Below are 15,614 nucleotides of genomic sequence, written 5' to 3' on the forward strand. Positions count from 1 at the left end.
AGCGGAAAATGAGGCTTTAGGGGGCTGAAATCAGCCAGCCCCCAGGAAGTGCGGGTTTACAACAAAGTACAGAAGCAGCAGGTATCGCCTATTCCAAAGCAGAGATCACCTTCTCAAGAAACGATCGCGCTGTGTATCCCCATGGCGCTGGTGCAAACTCCCCATCAGCAAGTTCAGCAACAGCAAGTTCAAGCTGTTGTTCCCCAGGATATTGCGCCAGCAACGCTCGTGCTTCATCGACGGTTTTTCTCACTGTCGCGGTATTTTCCGTCTCCCGATAAGAGGCCAGGATCTCTTCTACAGACTCTCCAAATAAATCATAATCTTGCCCAAAAAAAACACGCACAAGTGTACCGAGATTAGCGACTGAAAAGCCCATAGGGTCCCTTATCTGATAATGGGGTAAGCGGTTAAAATGTAATATGGCTTACCGTTGTAAATCTTCTTTAGCAAGACAACTCGCACACTGTTGGACGTTAATTGAATTGCGCCTCCTTGCCTGTAGCCAAAACCAACCGCTTTACCCGCCTGATACGTGAGTTCAAGCACGTTGGCCGAAGCAGGCTGTTGCGCCCAGTGCTTAATAAGCGAGTGATTCACTCTCAACGCCCGACTAATTGCGTATTCAGCAGTACGTAAATCTGTAAACGCCGAGGCTGATTGTAAACCAGGGCTCTTTGCCAAGCGCTCCAACAATTCCTCTGAGCTTTTAGCGACATGCTTAGCAATGGTGTGCCCGCCTCCTTTGGCACCGGCTATAGACTCGTGCTCAAGCAATTTTAGTTGCCCCACCCGAAGGCAGCCACGCGCGCAACGCCTAAAGCGCTTGCAAACACCAGCGGAACGGCAATATCTACCGTTAAACCGACGTTGTAGGCCGTATCCTCGTCGGCCCCCAACATCTGAGCCAGCAAAACCGCCGACTTGTAAGTATCTGTCGTAAATGATCGACAGGTAATGATCTGATTTTAAGCGGTTTTTATGCTATCCATGCTGTGAGTGCCTACGACCACGCATCCCACTTTGGTTAACAATGTTGGGTCAGGTGCATAGCACATAACCCCAGCCCCAAGAAGTTCGACGACTCCCCCCGCCAAACCCAGCCCCCATGAGCCGATTACTCCAGGTTTCCCCTTCTGTGACCGTGCTATCCGATATCACGGCCGCTAGCTGCACGGGTGAAAGCGCAACCTGCAATCCTTCGTTGGAGATCATATCCCTATACCTGCACTATGTAGACAATGCGTTTATAAATACCACAGCACAGGTTAACTTGTAACCACACTCAGACAATACCGACATGACCCAACTCATATGAAAAAGCCCGCAATAAGCGGGCTTTGAAATACTACAGATGAACTGGCGAGTGGGGTTTACAACAGGATACGCAGCATGCGGCGCAGCGGCTCGGCCGCGCCCCACAGCAGCTGGTCGCCCACGGTGAACGCCGACAGGTATTCCGGCCCCATATTCAGCTTGCGCAGACGGCCGACCGGCGTATTCAGCGTACCGGTCACCGCCGCCGGCGTCAGTTCGCGCATGGTCAGCTCACGGTCGTTCGGGATCACGCGCACCCAGTCATTGTGCGTCGCCAGCATCTGCTCGATTTCCGGCAGCGACACGTCTTTTTTCAGCTTCAGGGTGAACGCCTGGCTGTGGCAGCGCAGCGCGCCAACGCGCACGCACAGACCATCGACCGGGATCACGCTGCCGGTGTTCAGAATCTTGTTGGTTTCCGCCTGACCCTTCCACTCTTCACGGCTCTGGCCGTTGTCGAGCTGCTTGTCGATCCACGGGATCAGGCTGCCGGCCAGCGGCACGCCGAAGTTATCGGTCGGCAGTTTGCCGCTGCGGGTGGCCTCGGTCACCTTGCGCTCGATATCCAGAATGGCGGAGGCCGGGTCCTGCAGCTCCTTCGCCACGTCGGCGTGCAACATGCCCATTTGGGTCAGCAGTTCGCGCATGTGGCGCGCGCCGCCGCCGGAGGCCGCCTGGTAGGTGGCGACCGACGCCCACTCCACCAGATCGTTGGCGAACAGACCGCCGAGCGACATCAGCATCAGGCTGACGGTGCAGTTGCCGCCGACGAAGGTTTTGATACCTTTGTCCAGGCCCTGCTGAATCACCGCGTGGTTGACCGGATCCAGGATGATGATGGCATCGTCCTGCATGCGCAGCGAAGAGGCCGCGTCGATCCAATAACCCTGCCAACCGCTGGCGCGCAGCTTAGGATACACTTCGTTGGTATAATCGCCGCCCTGACAGGTAATAATGATATCGAGCGCGCTCAGCGCGTCGATGTCATACGCATCCTGCAGCGTGCCCTGCTGGCCGCCGAAGGCCGGCGCGGCAGAACCGTGCTGCGAGGTAGAGAAAAAGACCGGGCGAATGGCGTCGAAATCGCGCTCTTCCGTCATGCGTTGCATGAGAACCGAGCCGACCATTCCGCGCCAACCGATGAAACCAACGTTTTTCATAATATCTGTTTCCCGCCCGGATAAGGGCTATGTAGGTGATAACGAGTTGTGTGCAATATCTCTTCACCTTACAAAATGTCGGCGCGGGCGCAAAGTGAATTTATTCGATGGCTGGGGATTTCTCAGCAATCCTTCTTATATACCCGTCGTCTTTCAAACTGCAGCGTTGTTACCTGCACGTAGTTACGTGGCCCATCCGTGGGCCACGCCCCAAGGGGCCGCTGCGAGCAGCGTTCAAATCTGCTCCCGGCAGATTTGTCATACCCCAGTCACTTACTTGAGTAAGCTCTTGGGGATGCGATCGCTGGGCGCCTAGCTGCAATTTGAAATCCATAGGGTATAGGCAAGGACGCGGCCGGAAAGGCCGAGGCGTTTTCCCGATCACGAGGTCACCATGACAGAGATGATTTCCGCTACGGTATTGCTGTTTTTAATTATGGACCCGCTGGGCAATCTGCCGATTTTCATGTCGGTGCTCAAGCACCTGGAACCGCGCAGGCGCCGGGTGGTGCTGATCCGCGAGCTGCTGATCGCCCTGCTGCTGATGCTGATTTTCCTGTTCGCCGGCGAGAAAATTCTGGCGTTCCTCAACCTGCGTACCGAAACCGTCTCCATTTCCGGCGGCATCATTCTGTTTCTGATCGCCATCAAGATGATTTTCCCGTCTCAGGAGGGCAACAGTTCGGGCCTGTCCGCCGGCGAAGAACCCTTCCTGGTGCCGCTGGCGATCCCGCTGGTGGCCGGGCCGTCGATTCTGGCGGCGCTGATGCTGCTGTCGCACCAGTATCCGCACCAGCTGCCCCATCTGGTGGCGGCGCTGCTGATCGCCTGGGGCCTCTCCGCGGCCATTTTGCTGATGTCGAATCTGTTCCTGCGCCTGCTGGGCAGCAAAGGCGTCAGCGCGCTGGAGCGGTTGATGGGGCTGATTCTGGTGATGCTGTCGACCCAGATGTTCCTGGACGGCGTGCGGGCTTACATGAAGCTGTAGGCGCCTGACGGCGCCGACGACGGCCCGCGCTTAGCGGGCGGTGATACGGTTGATGCAGGCGAGCGTGTCGGCGACCACGCCGTCCAGCGGCTGGTTGATGTCGATCGCCTGCACATCCGGCTCCTGCTCGCCCGGCTCTTCCAGCGTGGCGAACTGCGAAACCAGCATCTGCGGTTTGAAGAAGTGGCCTTTGCGCTGTTTCAGGCGCTCCTCAATCACCGTCTTGTCCCCTTTCAGGTAGAGAAAATGCAGGTTGCGATTGCCTTCGCGCAGGCGGTCACGATAGCTTTTTTTCAGCGCCGAACACACCAGCAGCGACACCGGATTGGTGCGTTGCATGGCGAAGATGGCGTCGTTGAGCGCAGCCAGCCACGGAGCGCGATCGTTGTCGTCCAGCGCATGCCCGGCGGCCATTTTGTTGATGTTGGCGCGCGGGTGCAGGTAATCGCCGTCCAGCATGGCGGCATCGGCTTCCCGGGCGACGGCGCTGGCCACGGCGGATTTACCGCTGCCGGACACCCCCATCAGGATAAATACGTGATTCTGCGGATTACTCATTGTGTCATGCCCTTATGGGAACTGGCGCGATCGCGCCAAATGCGTCCCAACTGATAAAGATACTCTGGAACGCCGACGCCCCGCAGGGCGTCGGATAACGATTATACGACCGTCGCCAGCAGCAGGCAGCCTACCAGGCCGCACACCGAGATGATGGTTTCCAACACCGACCAGGATTTGATGGTTTCCATGATGCTCAGGTTGAAGTACTCCTTGAACAGCCAGAAGCCCGGATCGTTAACGTGCGAGAAGATAACGCTGCCGGAACCGACCGCAATCACCATCAGCTCAGGGCTGACGCCGGTGGTGGCGATCAGCGGGGCGACGATGCCGCCGGCGGTGATTGCCGCCACGGTGGCGGAACCCAGCGCCAGACGCAGCGCGGCGGCGATCGACCAAGCCATCAGGATCGGCGAAACGTTGCTGCCTTCCATCAGGCCGGCGATGTACTGCTCGACGCCGCTGTCCACCAGCACCTGTTTGAAGGCGCCGCCGCCGCCGATGATCAACAGCATCATGGCGATGATTTTAATCGAGTCGGTGATGGTGCCCATCACTTCATCCATGGTGCGGCCGCGGTTCAGGCCGAAGGTGAAGATAGCGATCAGCACGGCGATCAGGGTCGCCATCACCGGGTCGCCGAAGAACTCGGCGAAGCGTAGCAGGCTGTGGCCCTTCGGCAACACCATTTCAGCCACCGCGCGCAGCGCCATCAGGATCACCGGCACCAGCGACGTGGCGACGCTGACGCCAAAGCTCGGCATCTCTGCTTCGGTAAAGGTTTTCGGGTTGTACAGGCCTTCCGGCACCGGCTTGTCGATGCCTTTCAGGAAGCGGGCATAAACCGGGCCGGCCAGGATCACCGTCGGGATCGCCAGCAGCGTGCCGTACAACAGGGTTTTACCCATGTCGGCATGGAAGATGGTGGCGATGGCCGTCGGGCCTGGGTGCGGCGGCAGGAAGCCGTGGGTCACCGACAGCGCGGCGGCCATCGGCACGCCGACGTACAGCAGCGGGATGCGCGCGGAGGCGGCGATGGTGAACACCAGCGGCAGCAGCAGCACGAAGCCCACTTCGTAGAACAGCGCGAAGCCGACGGTGAAGCCGGTCAGCACCACCGCCCATTGAATATGTTTTCTGCCGAACTTGTCGATCAGCGTGGTGGCGATGCGCTGTGCGCCGCCGCAGTCCGCCAGCAGTTTGCCGAGCATGGCGCCGAAGCCCATGATCAGCGCCAGGCTGCCCAACGTGCCGCCCACGCCAGCCTTGATGGAGCCGATGACCTTATCGACCGGCATACCCTGTGCGATCCCGACCGCCAGAGCAACCAGCACCAGAGAGATAAAGCCGTTCAGCTTGAAGCGGATCATCAGCAGCAGCAGCAGCGCTACGCCGCCTGCAACAATCACTAATGGCATAATTTTTCTCCAACCTTTTATCGCGACTCTCTTTACGATAGGCGTAAAGCGTGCGGTTGTTTTATTTTTAGGCTCTTTCCCGGTGTTTAAGAAGAGCTGTAGGTGTTGTTGATTCAGAGGTTCAGTCTTGCAGCAAGATGACCGCACACTCGTTGTTACCGGTATCATGATACCGGTAACAACATGAGCGCCGGAACCGGGTAAGCGGCTAAAATTCGCGTTCTGGGACAGAGATCAAACTTATGCCGGCAACGAGCGGCGGGCTTACAGGCGGGATAACCCGCGCGCCTCAGGGCGCGCTGCAAAAAGAAAGGGTGTTAAAACAGAACGTTAAAATGGCTCAGATACTGCCGCCGGAGATCACGGTGAAACCGACGTCCACCATGCGCGGGCACACCGTTTCGCCGCGCAACCGGGCCAGCAGGCGCTCGGCACCGATCTGCCCCATGCGTTCGCGCGGCGTCAGCACGCTGGCCAGCTTAGGCACCATCACCTGACCGATATCATGGCCGTGGAAACCGGCGATCGCCATGTCCTGCGGGATCGACAGCCCCTGCCGCTGGCACTCGAAGGCCGCGCCGATCGCCAGGTCATCGTTGGTGCAGAAGATACTGTCTATCTGCGGATAATCGCGCTGCGCCTGGCGCAGCAGCTCGCCGCCGGCGGAATAGGAGGAAGACCGCGCGATCATGATGCTGTACGGTTCCAGGCCGGATTCACGCATCGCCTGCTCATACCCCTGTTGTTTGATGATGGTACGTTCATCCTGACGGGCGCCGAAGTAGACCACGTGACGGTGGCCGTGCGCGATGATTTGCTGCGTCATCTGGCGCGCCGCCTCGAAGTTGTTGAAGCCCACCGCCAGATCGATGCACGGCGAGACGCAGTCCATCAGCTCCACCACCGGAATGCCCGCCACCTCGATCATTTTCAGGGTGCGCGGCGTGTGATGGCGCTCAGACAGGATCAGGCCGTCGATATTGTAAGAAAGCAGCGAGGTCAAACGCTCTTCTTCACGCTCCGGCAGGTAGCCATAGTGCGCCAGCATGGTCTGGTAGTTGTGCGCGTCAGTGACGCTTTCGATGCCGCGCAGCACTTCGGCGAACACCTGGTTGGTCAGCGACGGCAACAGCACGCCAATCGCCCGGCTGATGGCGTTGGAGAGGATGTCCGGCGCGCGGTTGGGGATGTAGCCCAGCTCATCCAGCGCGACGGCGATTTTTTGCTGCAGGGCGGCAGAAACCTGGTCGGGATTGCGCAGATAACGGCTCACCGTCATCTTGGTCACGCCCACCTTGTCCGCCACATCCTGGAGTACCGGCCGTTTTTTCTTCATTATCAATGAACTGACTAACCGTGAATGGGCAGTCATTTTAGCAAAAAAAACGGCGGGCCGATATTGTCGGTTATGCGACGGTCGACAGAACTCACAGATTCCATTCCCCGCGCCAAGCGGAAACAGATCACCGGTACGTGCACTTCATCACACATTCGCCGTAATTTTTGGATCTCTCTACGCTTTTAGTGTATCTCTGGCATAAATCTTCACTTAAATGAATATTTAAATGAGCCGCAGTCAATTTATAAAAAAAGAAGGGTTATCGCTGAGCTGTCTGGCGATGTACTTGCTGGGATGCCAATCGGGGGATCGATTAAAAACGATTGGCGAACTGGCCCGCGACAACACCCTATCCATCGGTTTGATGCAGGCGGCGCTCAAGACGCTGGAAAGCGCAGGCTGCATAACCGTACAACGCAGCGGGCGCAACGGCAGCTTCTTAACCCATGTGGACTATAAGTCGCTGCTGGATTACGCCAACATTTCCCGCGTTGTTTGCGCCATGCCGCTGCCCTATACCCGCGAGTACGAAGGGCTCGCCAGCGGATTGAAGCGCGAGTTTTCCGACGTGCCGTTCTACTTCGCACATATGCGGGGAGCGGATATTCGCGTGGAATGTTTGCGCAATGGCATTTATGACCTGGCGGTCGTCTCGCGCCTGGCCGCTGAAGAATATGCAAGCAGGCCGGAAAACGGGGTGAAGATCGCGGCGACGCTTGGGGAACAGTCTTGGGTGTCGCATCAGATCATTCGCCGCCGCGGAGATCGCTGCGCAGTGGGTAGAGTCGGCGTGGACTGCCGTTCTATGGACCAAAAGCTGCTGACGGATATGGTCTATGACCCGGCGAGGGTCGCGCGGGTGGAAGTCCCTTACCACGATTGCCTGAGCCGGCTCGAAAACGGCACCATCGATGCCGTCGTCTGGAACGTCGAGAACCGCCAGGTGTTGGCTCGATACGGGCTGGAAGCCACGCCTCTGGAAGGAGATCAACGCGTCGTGCTGGCGACGGAGGCCACCATTTTAATCCGCAGCGATGACCGGAGCACCGGGAAACTGCTGGATACTTTTGTCGATACGCACCGGGTTCGCCAGCACCAGCGTGCCGTGGTGTCAGAAGAGATTGAGCCCAGCTATTGAAGGAGACGTTGTGGAAGAGAAGATGAAGCTGCTTTGCCAGACCGGAGTGATAGATGAAGACATTTTCATCGGCATGTTGCAAGTCATTGACGATCTGGAAACGCACTGGGGGCGCCCGTTACCCGAGGAACAGGGGTGGATGGCCATCGTGCACATGGCTAACGCGCTGATGCGTTCACGGCGTGGCGAAATCATCGAACCGCTGGGCGAAGACTTTCTGCAGGAGATCGCCGCATCGGGCGAACTGACTTACCTGCGGCGGCTAAATGATGCGCTACTGGCAAAGTTCAGCGTACGGCTGCATCCCAATGAAGAAGGCTATCTACTGGCCAACCTGTTTGGCCTACGCGCCCAACAACAGCTTTGATTTTTTCACACCAAATATTCAAAAAAATGAATATTTAGACAACGATCGGTTCGATGTTTCAAAAACCGCTGTATTAAGGAGTCGCCAACCCTATGTTTTTAGATGCGCTACGCAAACAAAATCAGCCGCTGATTGACACTTCGCTCGGGCTGTTGCGACAGCACAAGCTCACGCCGGATACCTGGGTGATCGATGTGGATATGGTGGAAGAGAACGCGCGCCGCATTCTGCAAACGGCGGAAAAATATCGTGTGACGCCGTATGTGATGAGCAAGCAGTTCGGGCGCAATCCCTGGCTGACCCAACAAATTATCGCCTTGGGATTCAGCGGAGCGGTAGCGGTGGACTTCCGCGAAGCGCGATGCCTCGCCAATAGCGGCGTGCCGCTTCGCCATCTGGGGCATCTGGTGCAAATCCCGGACGGGGAAATCGAAAGCGCGCTGCGATGCCGGCCGGAAGTCATCACGGTCTTCTCATTTGACAAAGCGCACAGGATCGCCGAATGCGCCCGGCGTCTCGGCATACGGCAACGCCTGCTGCTGAAGGTATGCCAGACCGGCGACATCGTCTACCCCGGCCAGGAAGGCGGTTTTCAGCCTAACGAACTGCTTGACGTCGCCACCCGCATCACCGCGCTTGGCGGCGTGGAAATCGCCGGCGTCACGCATTTTCCCTGTGTCCTGGCGTCGCCCTCGAACGGTGAAAACCTCACCACGCCGAACTTTAAAACGCTGGTCAACGCGGCGGAAACGCTGCGCGCGGCGGGCTTTCCTATCGAACAGATTAACGCCCCGTCGGCCAATAGCTGCGACACCATCCCTGCGCTTGCCCGCGGTGGCGCGACGCATATTGAACCCGGCCATGCGTTTACCGGCACCATTCCTGCCAACGAATGTGGCGAGCAGCCGGAACGCATCGCCATGCTTTATCTGTCGGAAGTGTCTCATAACGCAGGACCGAACAGCCTGTGCTTCGGCGGCGGCTATTATCGTCGCGGCCGCCTGCGGAATGCGCTGGTTTTCGCAGGGGATGCCCTTCACGAGACGCGGACGCTGCCGTTCAAATCGGACAATATCGATTACTACCTGGGGCTAGAGGGCAATTTCGCGGTTGGCAGCCCGGTCATCATGTGCTTTCGCACACAGATCTTCGTCACCCGCAGCGACGTAGCGCTTATCCAGGGCATCAGCACGGGCCAGCCAACAATAGCCGGGCTCTACGACAGCTTGGGCAATCCTATCGTCTCACGGCAATAGCCAAACGGCACCGACGTCTTAGCCGCCAATGTCATGGGGGAACACAGCATGAACAAATTTGTAGTCCTGGTGCTCGACAGCTTTGGCGTCGGTGCCATGGAGGATGTGCCGCAAGTCAGGCCGAACGACATAGGCGCCGATACCTGCGGCCATATTCTGCAGCAATGTCCCGATCTCCGTCTGCCCGCAATGGAAAGATTGGGCTTAATCAACTCACTGGGATACCGGGCCAACGTGATGGAACCCAATCCGCAGGCAAACGTCGGCAAAGCGGCGCTGCAACATGAAGGCGCCGACTCTTTCATGGGACACCAGGAAATTATGGGAACTCAACCCAAGCAGCCCCTCAGAGTGCCGTTTGGCGAAATCATGGATGAAACAGCCGACGCCTTGCGAAAGGCGGGCTACCGGATACAGCGGCTCCCGGTGACGGCGAATACCGCATACCTGTGGGTTAACGACGCCGTGGCTGTCGGCGATAACCTTGAAACCGACCCAGGCCTGGTCTACAACGTGACCGCCAACCTGAACCTGATCGATTACGACACGGTCAGAAAAATCGGCGCGATCGTTCGGCGATGCGCGCGCGTGAGCCGCGTCATCGTCTTCGGCGGAAAAAGCACCAGCAACGAAGCCATCGCCGCAGCAGCGCAAAGCCGGCAAAACATGTACGCCGGCATCAATGCGCCGCTCTCGGGCGTCTACCGACAAGGCTTCCGGGTCGTTCATTTGGGATACGGCGTCGATGAGACCGTACAGGTCCCCGCCTGCCTAAAACGTCAAGGTATCCCCACATCCCTGATAGGGAAAGTGGCAGATATCGTCGCCAACCCCGGCGGCGACAACTTCGGCGGGATTGTCGACTCCGCGCACATCATGGCGCTTACCCTGAGCGAAGCTCAACGGCCAGGCCCCCGCTTCATCTGCAGCAATATACAGGAAACCGATTTGGCCGGACATGCGCAGGATGTGGCGCGTTATGCGGAGCGCCTGCAACTGGTGGACGGGTATCTGACGCATCTCATGTCGCTGCTGGATAAGGACGACGTGTTGGTGGTCATGGCCGATCATGGTAACGATCCGACTATCGGGCATTCGCAGCACACGCGCGAGTGCGTGCCTCTGCTGGTCTGGCGCCCGGGCGTCACCGGCATCCGGCTGGGTGATCGCGCCACCCTGTCCGACGTGGGCGCTTCCGTTTGCGAAGCCTTCGGCGCTCCCGCACCGCAGAACGGCGCCTCTTTTTTCTCATTACTGCAGGGGAACTCACATGACTGATCGGATTGAATGGCTCAACGCCAGCGGCTACACCTATGCACATGAACATCTGCATATCGATCTTTCACCGTTCAAGCATAACGATGACTGTCGCCTCGACGACTATGCTCTGCTGCGCGATGAAATGAAGGCGTTAATGGCGCGGGGCGTCCGCAACATCGTCGAAGTCACCAATCGCTATATGGGGAGGGATGTCCACTTCATCGCGCGGCTGATGCGCGATACGGGCATCAACGTGCTGCTGTCCACCGGCTATTACCAGCAGGATTTCTATCCCGAACACGTCGCCACCCGAGATGCGCAAACGCTGGCCGCCGAAATGATTGCCGAAATTGAATGCGGCGTCGACGGCAGCGGCCTGCGCGCCGGCGTGATTGCCGAAATCGGCAGCAGCGAGGGCCGCATCACGCCCGACGAAGCAAAAATGTTCCACGCCGCCGCCCTGGCTTACCACGCTACGGGCCGGCCAATCTCCACGCATACCAGTTTCAGCACCATGGGGCCGGAGCAGCTCGCTCTGCTGCAATCTTACGGTGTGCCGGCCGATCGGGTGGTGATTGGCCACTGCGACCTGAAAGACAACCTGGAAACTGTCCTGCACCTGATCGATCAGGGCGCGTGGGTACAGTTCGACACCATCGGCAAAAACAGCTACTACCCGGATGAAAAACGCGTGGCGATGCTGACCGCGCTGTCGCAACGCGGCCTGCTCGATCGAGTGATGCTGTCGATGGATATCACGCGCCGTTCGCATCTGCGCGGCAACGGCGGGCCCGGATTCAGCTACCTGCTTGACAGCTTCGTTCCGCTGTTGCTGGAGGCGGGGATCGGTCAGCAGGCCGTGACCTCAATGCTGCAACACAACCCAAATCGGTTCTTCAAATAATAAGGTGATAGCCATGAAAAAAATCGGAATTGCAGGTTTACAGCGGGAGCAGATCAAACAGGCCATCGAGACCGCCGCCCCAGGCGCTTTTGAAGTCAGCATCTTAAACGACATGGAGGCCGCCGCCCGAGTCAAAAACGGCGAGCTGGATTATTTCATCGGCGCCTGCAATACCGGCGCCGGCGCGGCGTTGTCTATCGCGATTGCCATCATCGGCTTCAACAAATGCTGCACGATCGCCAAGCCGGGCATTCGCGCAAAAGAAGAGCAAATCACGAAGTGGGTAGCGGAAGGAAAAGTCGCTTTTGGCCTTTCCGTCGAGCATGTCGAGCATGCGATCCCGCTGTTGGTTCGGCAACTGTCATAAGGAGGCGAAGATGGACCATATCCTCTCCGTCATTCTGGTATCCCTGCTGACGGGCATGACGGCGCTGTTATCTCACCGTTCGGCGGCAGTCTTTCATGACGGTATTCGCCCTATTCTTCCGCAGCTGGTGGAAGGCCATATGAACCGCCGGGAAGCGGGCAGCATCGCTTTTGGCCTCAGCATAGGGTTCGTGGCCTCCGTCGGCATTTCATTTACGCTGTCCACCGGCCTGCTGAACAGCTGGCTGCTGTTTCTGCCTACCGACATCATCGGCGTGCTGGCCGTCAACGTGTGGCTGGCATTCATTCTCGGTGCAATCTGGGGCATTCTGGTCTTCACCAGCCTGCAGCCCATCAACCAACTCCTGACCTCGCTGCCGGTAGACATCATTGGCGCGCTGGGGGAACTGAGCAACCCGGTCGTGTCAGCCTTCGCGCTCTTTCCCCTGGTCGCCATTTTCTACCAGTTTGGCTGGAAACAAAGCGTGGTCGCCGCCCTGCTGGTGCTGCTGTCGCGCCTGATCGTCGTGCGTTATTTCCCGCATCTGTTCCCGGAATCGATCGAAATCTTCGTCGGTATGGTTTTGCTGTTGGGCATCGCGATTTTCCGCGATCTGAAAGATCGGCGGGCCTCCCCAACGGGTGAAGAGACTTCGACCCCGTCGATGTTTGAGGAGCGCACACAGCGTATCATCAACAACCTGCCGCTTATCGCCATAACCGGCGCGCTGATTTCCGCCGTCGCCAGCATAAAGATCTTCGGCGGCTCTGAGGTCTCGATCTATACGCTGGCGAAAGCCTACGCGCCCGGCATCTCGCCCGCAGAGTCAGACGCCCTCCTACACCAGGCAGCGCTGGCCGAATTCATGCGCGGGCTTGGATTCATTCCACTGATCGCCACTACCGCATTGGCAACCGGGGTATATGCGGTGGCCGGCTTCACGTTCGTCTTTGTCGTCGGTTACCTTTCACCCTCACCCTGGCTTGCCGCGCCGGCGGGAGCGATCGTCATCACGCTGGAAATCCTGCTGCTCCGCTATATCGGCAAATGGCTGGGCCGATATCCTTCGGTGCGCAATGCATCCGACAATATCCGCAACGCAATGAACATGTTGATGGAGTTCGCCTTGTTGATCGGCTCGATTTTCGCGGCCATCAAAATGGCCGGGTACACGGGGTTCAGCATGGCAGCGGCGCTCTACTTCCTCAACGAAGCGCTCGGCCGCCCGGTACTGAAAATCGCCGCGCCGGTGGTGGCGGTAATTATCACCGGCATTCTGCTCAATATTTTCGGCTGGATCGGTCTGTTTGTTCCGCAGTGATCAAACCGGCGCCATTACTGAAACAACATTATGTCAGGAAGGGAATAATGATGGCTACATTAGTTCTGAACATAAGAAGAGCCGTTACCGGGCTCGCCCTGATTTGCCTGCAAAACGCGCTGGCGCATGCCGAGTCCATCGCGCCCAACAGCGATACCCGCGAACGTTGGCGGGTGGACTATGCGGATATCGGCTATCCGAACGTAGGCTTTTCTCCCTATATCAAAGGCTGGATCAACGGTTATCTTACACCTGCGGACTATCCGAACGGCGCGGCAATCCTGCCGCCCCCACCGGTTGAAGACAGCGCGGCCTGGAAAGCCGACGTGGAAATCTTTTACCAGCTTCGCAAACTGCGCGATACGCCCCGGGGCCGGGTGGCGGTGGAGGATGCCAATCTGTCCTTCGATGCCATCGGTCGGGCTTTCTCCGACGCGTTGGGTACGGAGATTTCGCGCAAGCACACGCCGCATACCCATCTTTTGCTGAGCCGGCTGCTCACGGACGCCGGCTATGCTTCCAACGGTGCGAAAAAGGCCTACGCCCGCATTCGCCCCTACTCCGCGCTACGGGTGGACAGCTGTACCCCTAAAGAACACAACGCGCTCAGCAACGATGGCGGCTCCTATCCCTCCGGGCATGCCGTAACCGGTTTCGTATGGGCGATGACGCTGACGGCGATGGAGCCACAACGCGCGACGGAACTCATGCACAAAGGTTATGAGTTTGGCCGCAGCCGGCTGATTTGCGGCGTCCACTGGGCCAGCGATGTCGAAGCCGGCCGCGTGTTAGCGGCCGGTGCCTTTGCCCGATTGCAAGCCAGCGCGGAATATCAGCAGCAATTTCGGGAAGCAAAACGAGAGATAGATCGGCTGTTACTGCAGCAGCAAACGCAAGAGCGGTAACCCTAGCCCGCGTCGATTCCCCCGTGCGCAAGCGCGGGGGAATCATGTCATGCCGTGGCGACTACTGAAGAGCATTAGGGATTAAACGGGGTGTCATATCCTGCGAATTCATAGACATACTGCAAAATCGCCGTGCCGTTTTCATCCGCCCGGTTTTCATGATCGACCAACAGGGCAGTAATGCCCTCCGCACCACGCAGATGGGCGCCGCCGAGTAACCCCGACATAGTGATTTCCACCGCATCCGGCACGCCAGGCGGCGGCGTCAACACGGGATGGCATTCAGACCAACGAATAGTGGTGCCCAAATAATCATTCAGGGTTTTGCCTCTCTCCGCCAGCAAACGCACCATGCCCTCGTACTTATCGACAAAATGATCTTTAGCGACATAGTCCTGTTTATCGGGATCGAGAACATCGTCAAAACTATTAATGCCGTGTTTGCCGGTAAAGGTCCCTTGCCAGGTATTTACATCCGTGACATGCACTTCGCCTTTGCCAGGCAGATTCATGATCTTATCCCGCACGCCGTTGGCCCAATTTGACACCGGCACGTCGGAATAATATTTAGGAAGATGATTTTCATCATAGTGCGTGTAATATCCCAGATCCCAAAAATCCTGTTCGCTGAGCTGATAACCGATAAAGCCGAGATAATTCATCGTCGCGTACTGCATTTGCTTGAACATCTGCGGGTCCGTTGAACCTTGAGTATAATATTTACCAATGCCCAAACGCTCGAAATACTCTCTTATCGAGACATTGCTTTTGGTTGTCGTTCCATCCTGGGCCCGAATAACCCGGCCAGGATACTCCACATCCTGATAAGAAGTCGCGGTTGGGTTATCATAATTTTCGGCATAGTATTGCGCTTTTTGCGGATCGATAGTGCTTTCGAAAGTGAGTATCGCATTTAAGAAATCATCATAAGTGCCGTTACGTTCATTTTTAATTTTCATCATTTTTCCTCTATCTCCAGGTATGAAACTGTTTTCTGCAAACGCCATTCATGCCATAGAAAGCCCATACACCTGAGAGCGTACATCACCAAGGCGAAGCAGTTGAAAGCGAAAATAAATTGACGAATGAAATTAATACTATGTTTAGCACGTAACTTAATTAACGACCATCCTCCAATCAACAAACCGGAACCGCCCTGGAATCGATTTATGGCCGGTTTTCTTTACATATTTCAATCATCAAACGCTATTAATCCATCAGCTCACATACATTTCACCTGAAATTAACGTTATGAAAACATCGGCGATTGCATTATGTTTGCAATTAACACGTTACCAGGAAAATATTAGCTCCTA

Annotated in this window: 16 protein-coding genes; 9 read left to right on the forward strand and 7 right to left on the reverse strand. The window is 57.2% G+C overall.

Annotation, left to right across the window (positions count from 1 at the left end):
• Positions 1-88: 88 nt before the first annotated feature.
• The 3 genes from C3F38_RS00915 to asd form a co-directional block, all read right to left on the reverse strand.
• Positions 89-379, reverse strand: coding sequence for a contact-dependent growth inhibition system immunity protein (locus C3F38_RS00915; protein WP_047729668.1), 291 nt, complete (start codon positions 377-379; stop codon positions 89-91).
• 8 nt (positions 380-387) lie between these two features.
• Positions 388-792 carry an RNase A-like domain-containing protein gene (locus C3F38_RS26795; RefSeq protein ID WP_341533148.1) on the reverse strand — a complete coding sequence of 135 codons (405 nt, stop codon included), beginning with the start codon at positions 790-792 and terminating at the stop codon, positions 388-390.
• Positions 793-1,373: 581 nt separating this feature from the next.
• Positions 1,374-2,477, reverse strand: coding sequence for an aspartate-semialdehyde dehydrogenase (gene asd, locus C3F38_RS00925; protein ID WP_016930397.1), 1,104 nt, complete (start codon positions 2,475-2,477; stop codon positions 1,374-1,376).
• Between the two features lie 394 nt (positions 2,478-2,871).
• On the opposite strand from asd, the gene C3F38_RS00930 reads away from it, so the two are divergent.
• Positions 2,872-3,465, forward strand: coding sequence for a YhgN family NAAT transporter (locus C3F38_RS00930; protein WP_025159894.1), 594 nt, complete (start codon positions 2,872-2,874; stop codon positions 3,463-3,465).
• A gap of 30 nt (positions 3,466-3,495) precedes the next feature.
• Here the strand turns inward: C3F38_RS00930 and gntK are convergent, their stop codons facing one another.
• From gntK to gntR, 3 genes are all read right to left on the reverse strand, one after another.
• The gene (gene gntK / locus C3F38_RS00935; RefSeq protein WP_033649350.1) at positions 3,496-4,023 is read right to left on the reverse strand and encodes a gluconokinase; all 528 of its coding nucleotides are present in this window, start codon (positions 4,021-4,023) and stop codon (positions 3,496-3,498) included.
• Between the two features lie 101 nt (positions 4,024-4,124).
• Positions 4,125-5,441, reverse strand: a complete 1,317-nt coding sequence (gene gntT / locus C3F38_RS00940; protein ID WP_033636339.1) for a gluconate transporter — start codon at positions 5,439-5,441, stop codon at positions 4,125-4,127.
• A gap of 340 nt (positions 5,442-5,781) precedes the next feature.
• The gene (gntR, locus tag C3F38_RS00945; RefSeq protein WP_103791744.1) at positions 5,782-6,777 is read right to left on the reverse strand and encodes a gluconate operon transcriptional repressor GntR; all 996 of its coding nucleotides are present in this window, start codon (positions 6,775-6,777) and stop codon (positions 5,782-5,784) included.
• Positions 6,778-7,006: 229 nt separating this feature from the next.
• On the opposite strand from gntR, the gene yhfZ reads away from it, so the two are divergent.
• The 8 genes from yhfZ (at position 7,007) to C3F38_RS00985 (ending at position 14,298) form a co-directional block, all read left to right on the forward strand.
• Positions 7,007-7,918: a GntR family transcriptional regulator YhfZ gene (gene yhfZ, locus C3F38_RS00950; protein ID WP_055316937.1), complete on the forward strand. Its 912-nt coding sequence runs from the start codon at positions 7,007-7,009 to the stop codon at positions 7,916-7,918.
• Between the two features lie 10 nt (positions 7,919-7,928).
• On the forward strand, positions 7,929-8,285 hold the full coding sequence (locus C3F38_RS00955; protein ID WP_038873597.1) for a hypothetical protein: 357 nt from the start codon (positions 7,929-7,931) through the stop codon (positions 8,283-8,285).
• A 92-nt stretch (positions 8,286-8,377) separates the two neighbouring features.
• Positions 8,378-9,541, forward strand: coding sequence for a YhfX family PLP-dependent enzyme (locus C3F38_RS00960; protein ID WP_038873600.1), 1,164 nt, complete (start codon positions 8,378-8,380; stop codon positions 9,539-9,541).
• 48 nt (positions 9,542-9,589) lie between these two features.
• Entirely contained in the window at positions 9,590-10,819 is a 1,230-nt protein-coding gene (locus tag C3F38_RS00965) for a phosphopentomutase (RefSeq protein ID WP_038873601.1), read from the forward strand.
• Positions 10,812-11,705 (forward strand): phosphotriesterase-related protein, encoded by an 894-nt coding sequence (locus C3F38_RS00970; RefSeq protein WP_038873604.1) that lies wholly within the window; start codon positions 10,812-10,814, stop codon positions 11,703-11,705. Before C3F38_RS00965 ends, C3F38_RS00970 begins: the two co-directional genes overlap by 8 nt.
• Before the next feature lie 13 nt (positions 11,706-11,718).
• Positions 11,719-12,072 (forward strand): DUF2620 domain-containing protein, encoded by a 354-nt coding sequence (locus C3F38_RS00975; protein WP_038873606.1) that lies wholly within the window; start codon positions 11,719-11,721, stop codon positions 12,070-12,072.
• A 10-nt stretch (positions 12,073-12,082) separates the two neighbouring features.
• Positions 12,083-13,393 (forward strand): YhfT family protein, encoded by a 1,311-nt coding sequence (locus C3F38_RS00980; protein WP_038873609.1) that lies wholly within the window; start codon positions 12,083-12,085, stop codon positions 13,391-13,393.
• Positions 13,394-13,440: 47 nt separating this feature from the next.
• Positions 13,441-14,298 carry a phosphatase PAP2 family protein gene (locus C3F38_RS00985; RefSeq protein ID WP_223294856.1) on the forward strand — a complete coding sequence of 286 codons (858 nt, stop codon included), beginning with the start codon at positions 13,441-13,443 and terminating at the stop codon, positions 14,296-14,298.
• 74 nt (positions 14,299-14,372) lie between these two features.
• Here C3F38_RS00985 and C3F38_RS00990 read toward each other — a convergent pair whose 3' ends face one another.
• The gene (locus tag C3F38_RS00990; RefSeq protein ID WP_038873612.1) at positions 14,373-15,260 is read right to left on the reverse strand and encodes a hypothetical protein; all 888 of its coding nucleotides are present in this window, start codon (positions 15,258-15,260) and stop codon (positions 14,373-14,375) included.
• Positions 15,261-15,614: the final 354 nt, after the last annotated feature.

The organism is Serratia sp. SSNIH1 (genome assembly GCF_002935055.1).
Classification (GTDB): Bacteria; Pseudomonadota; Gammaproteobacteria; order Enterobacterales; family Enterobacteriaceae; genus Serratia; species Serratia nevei.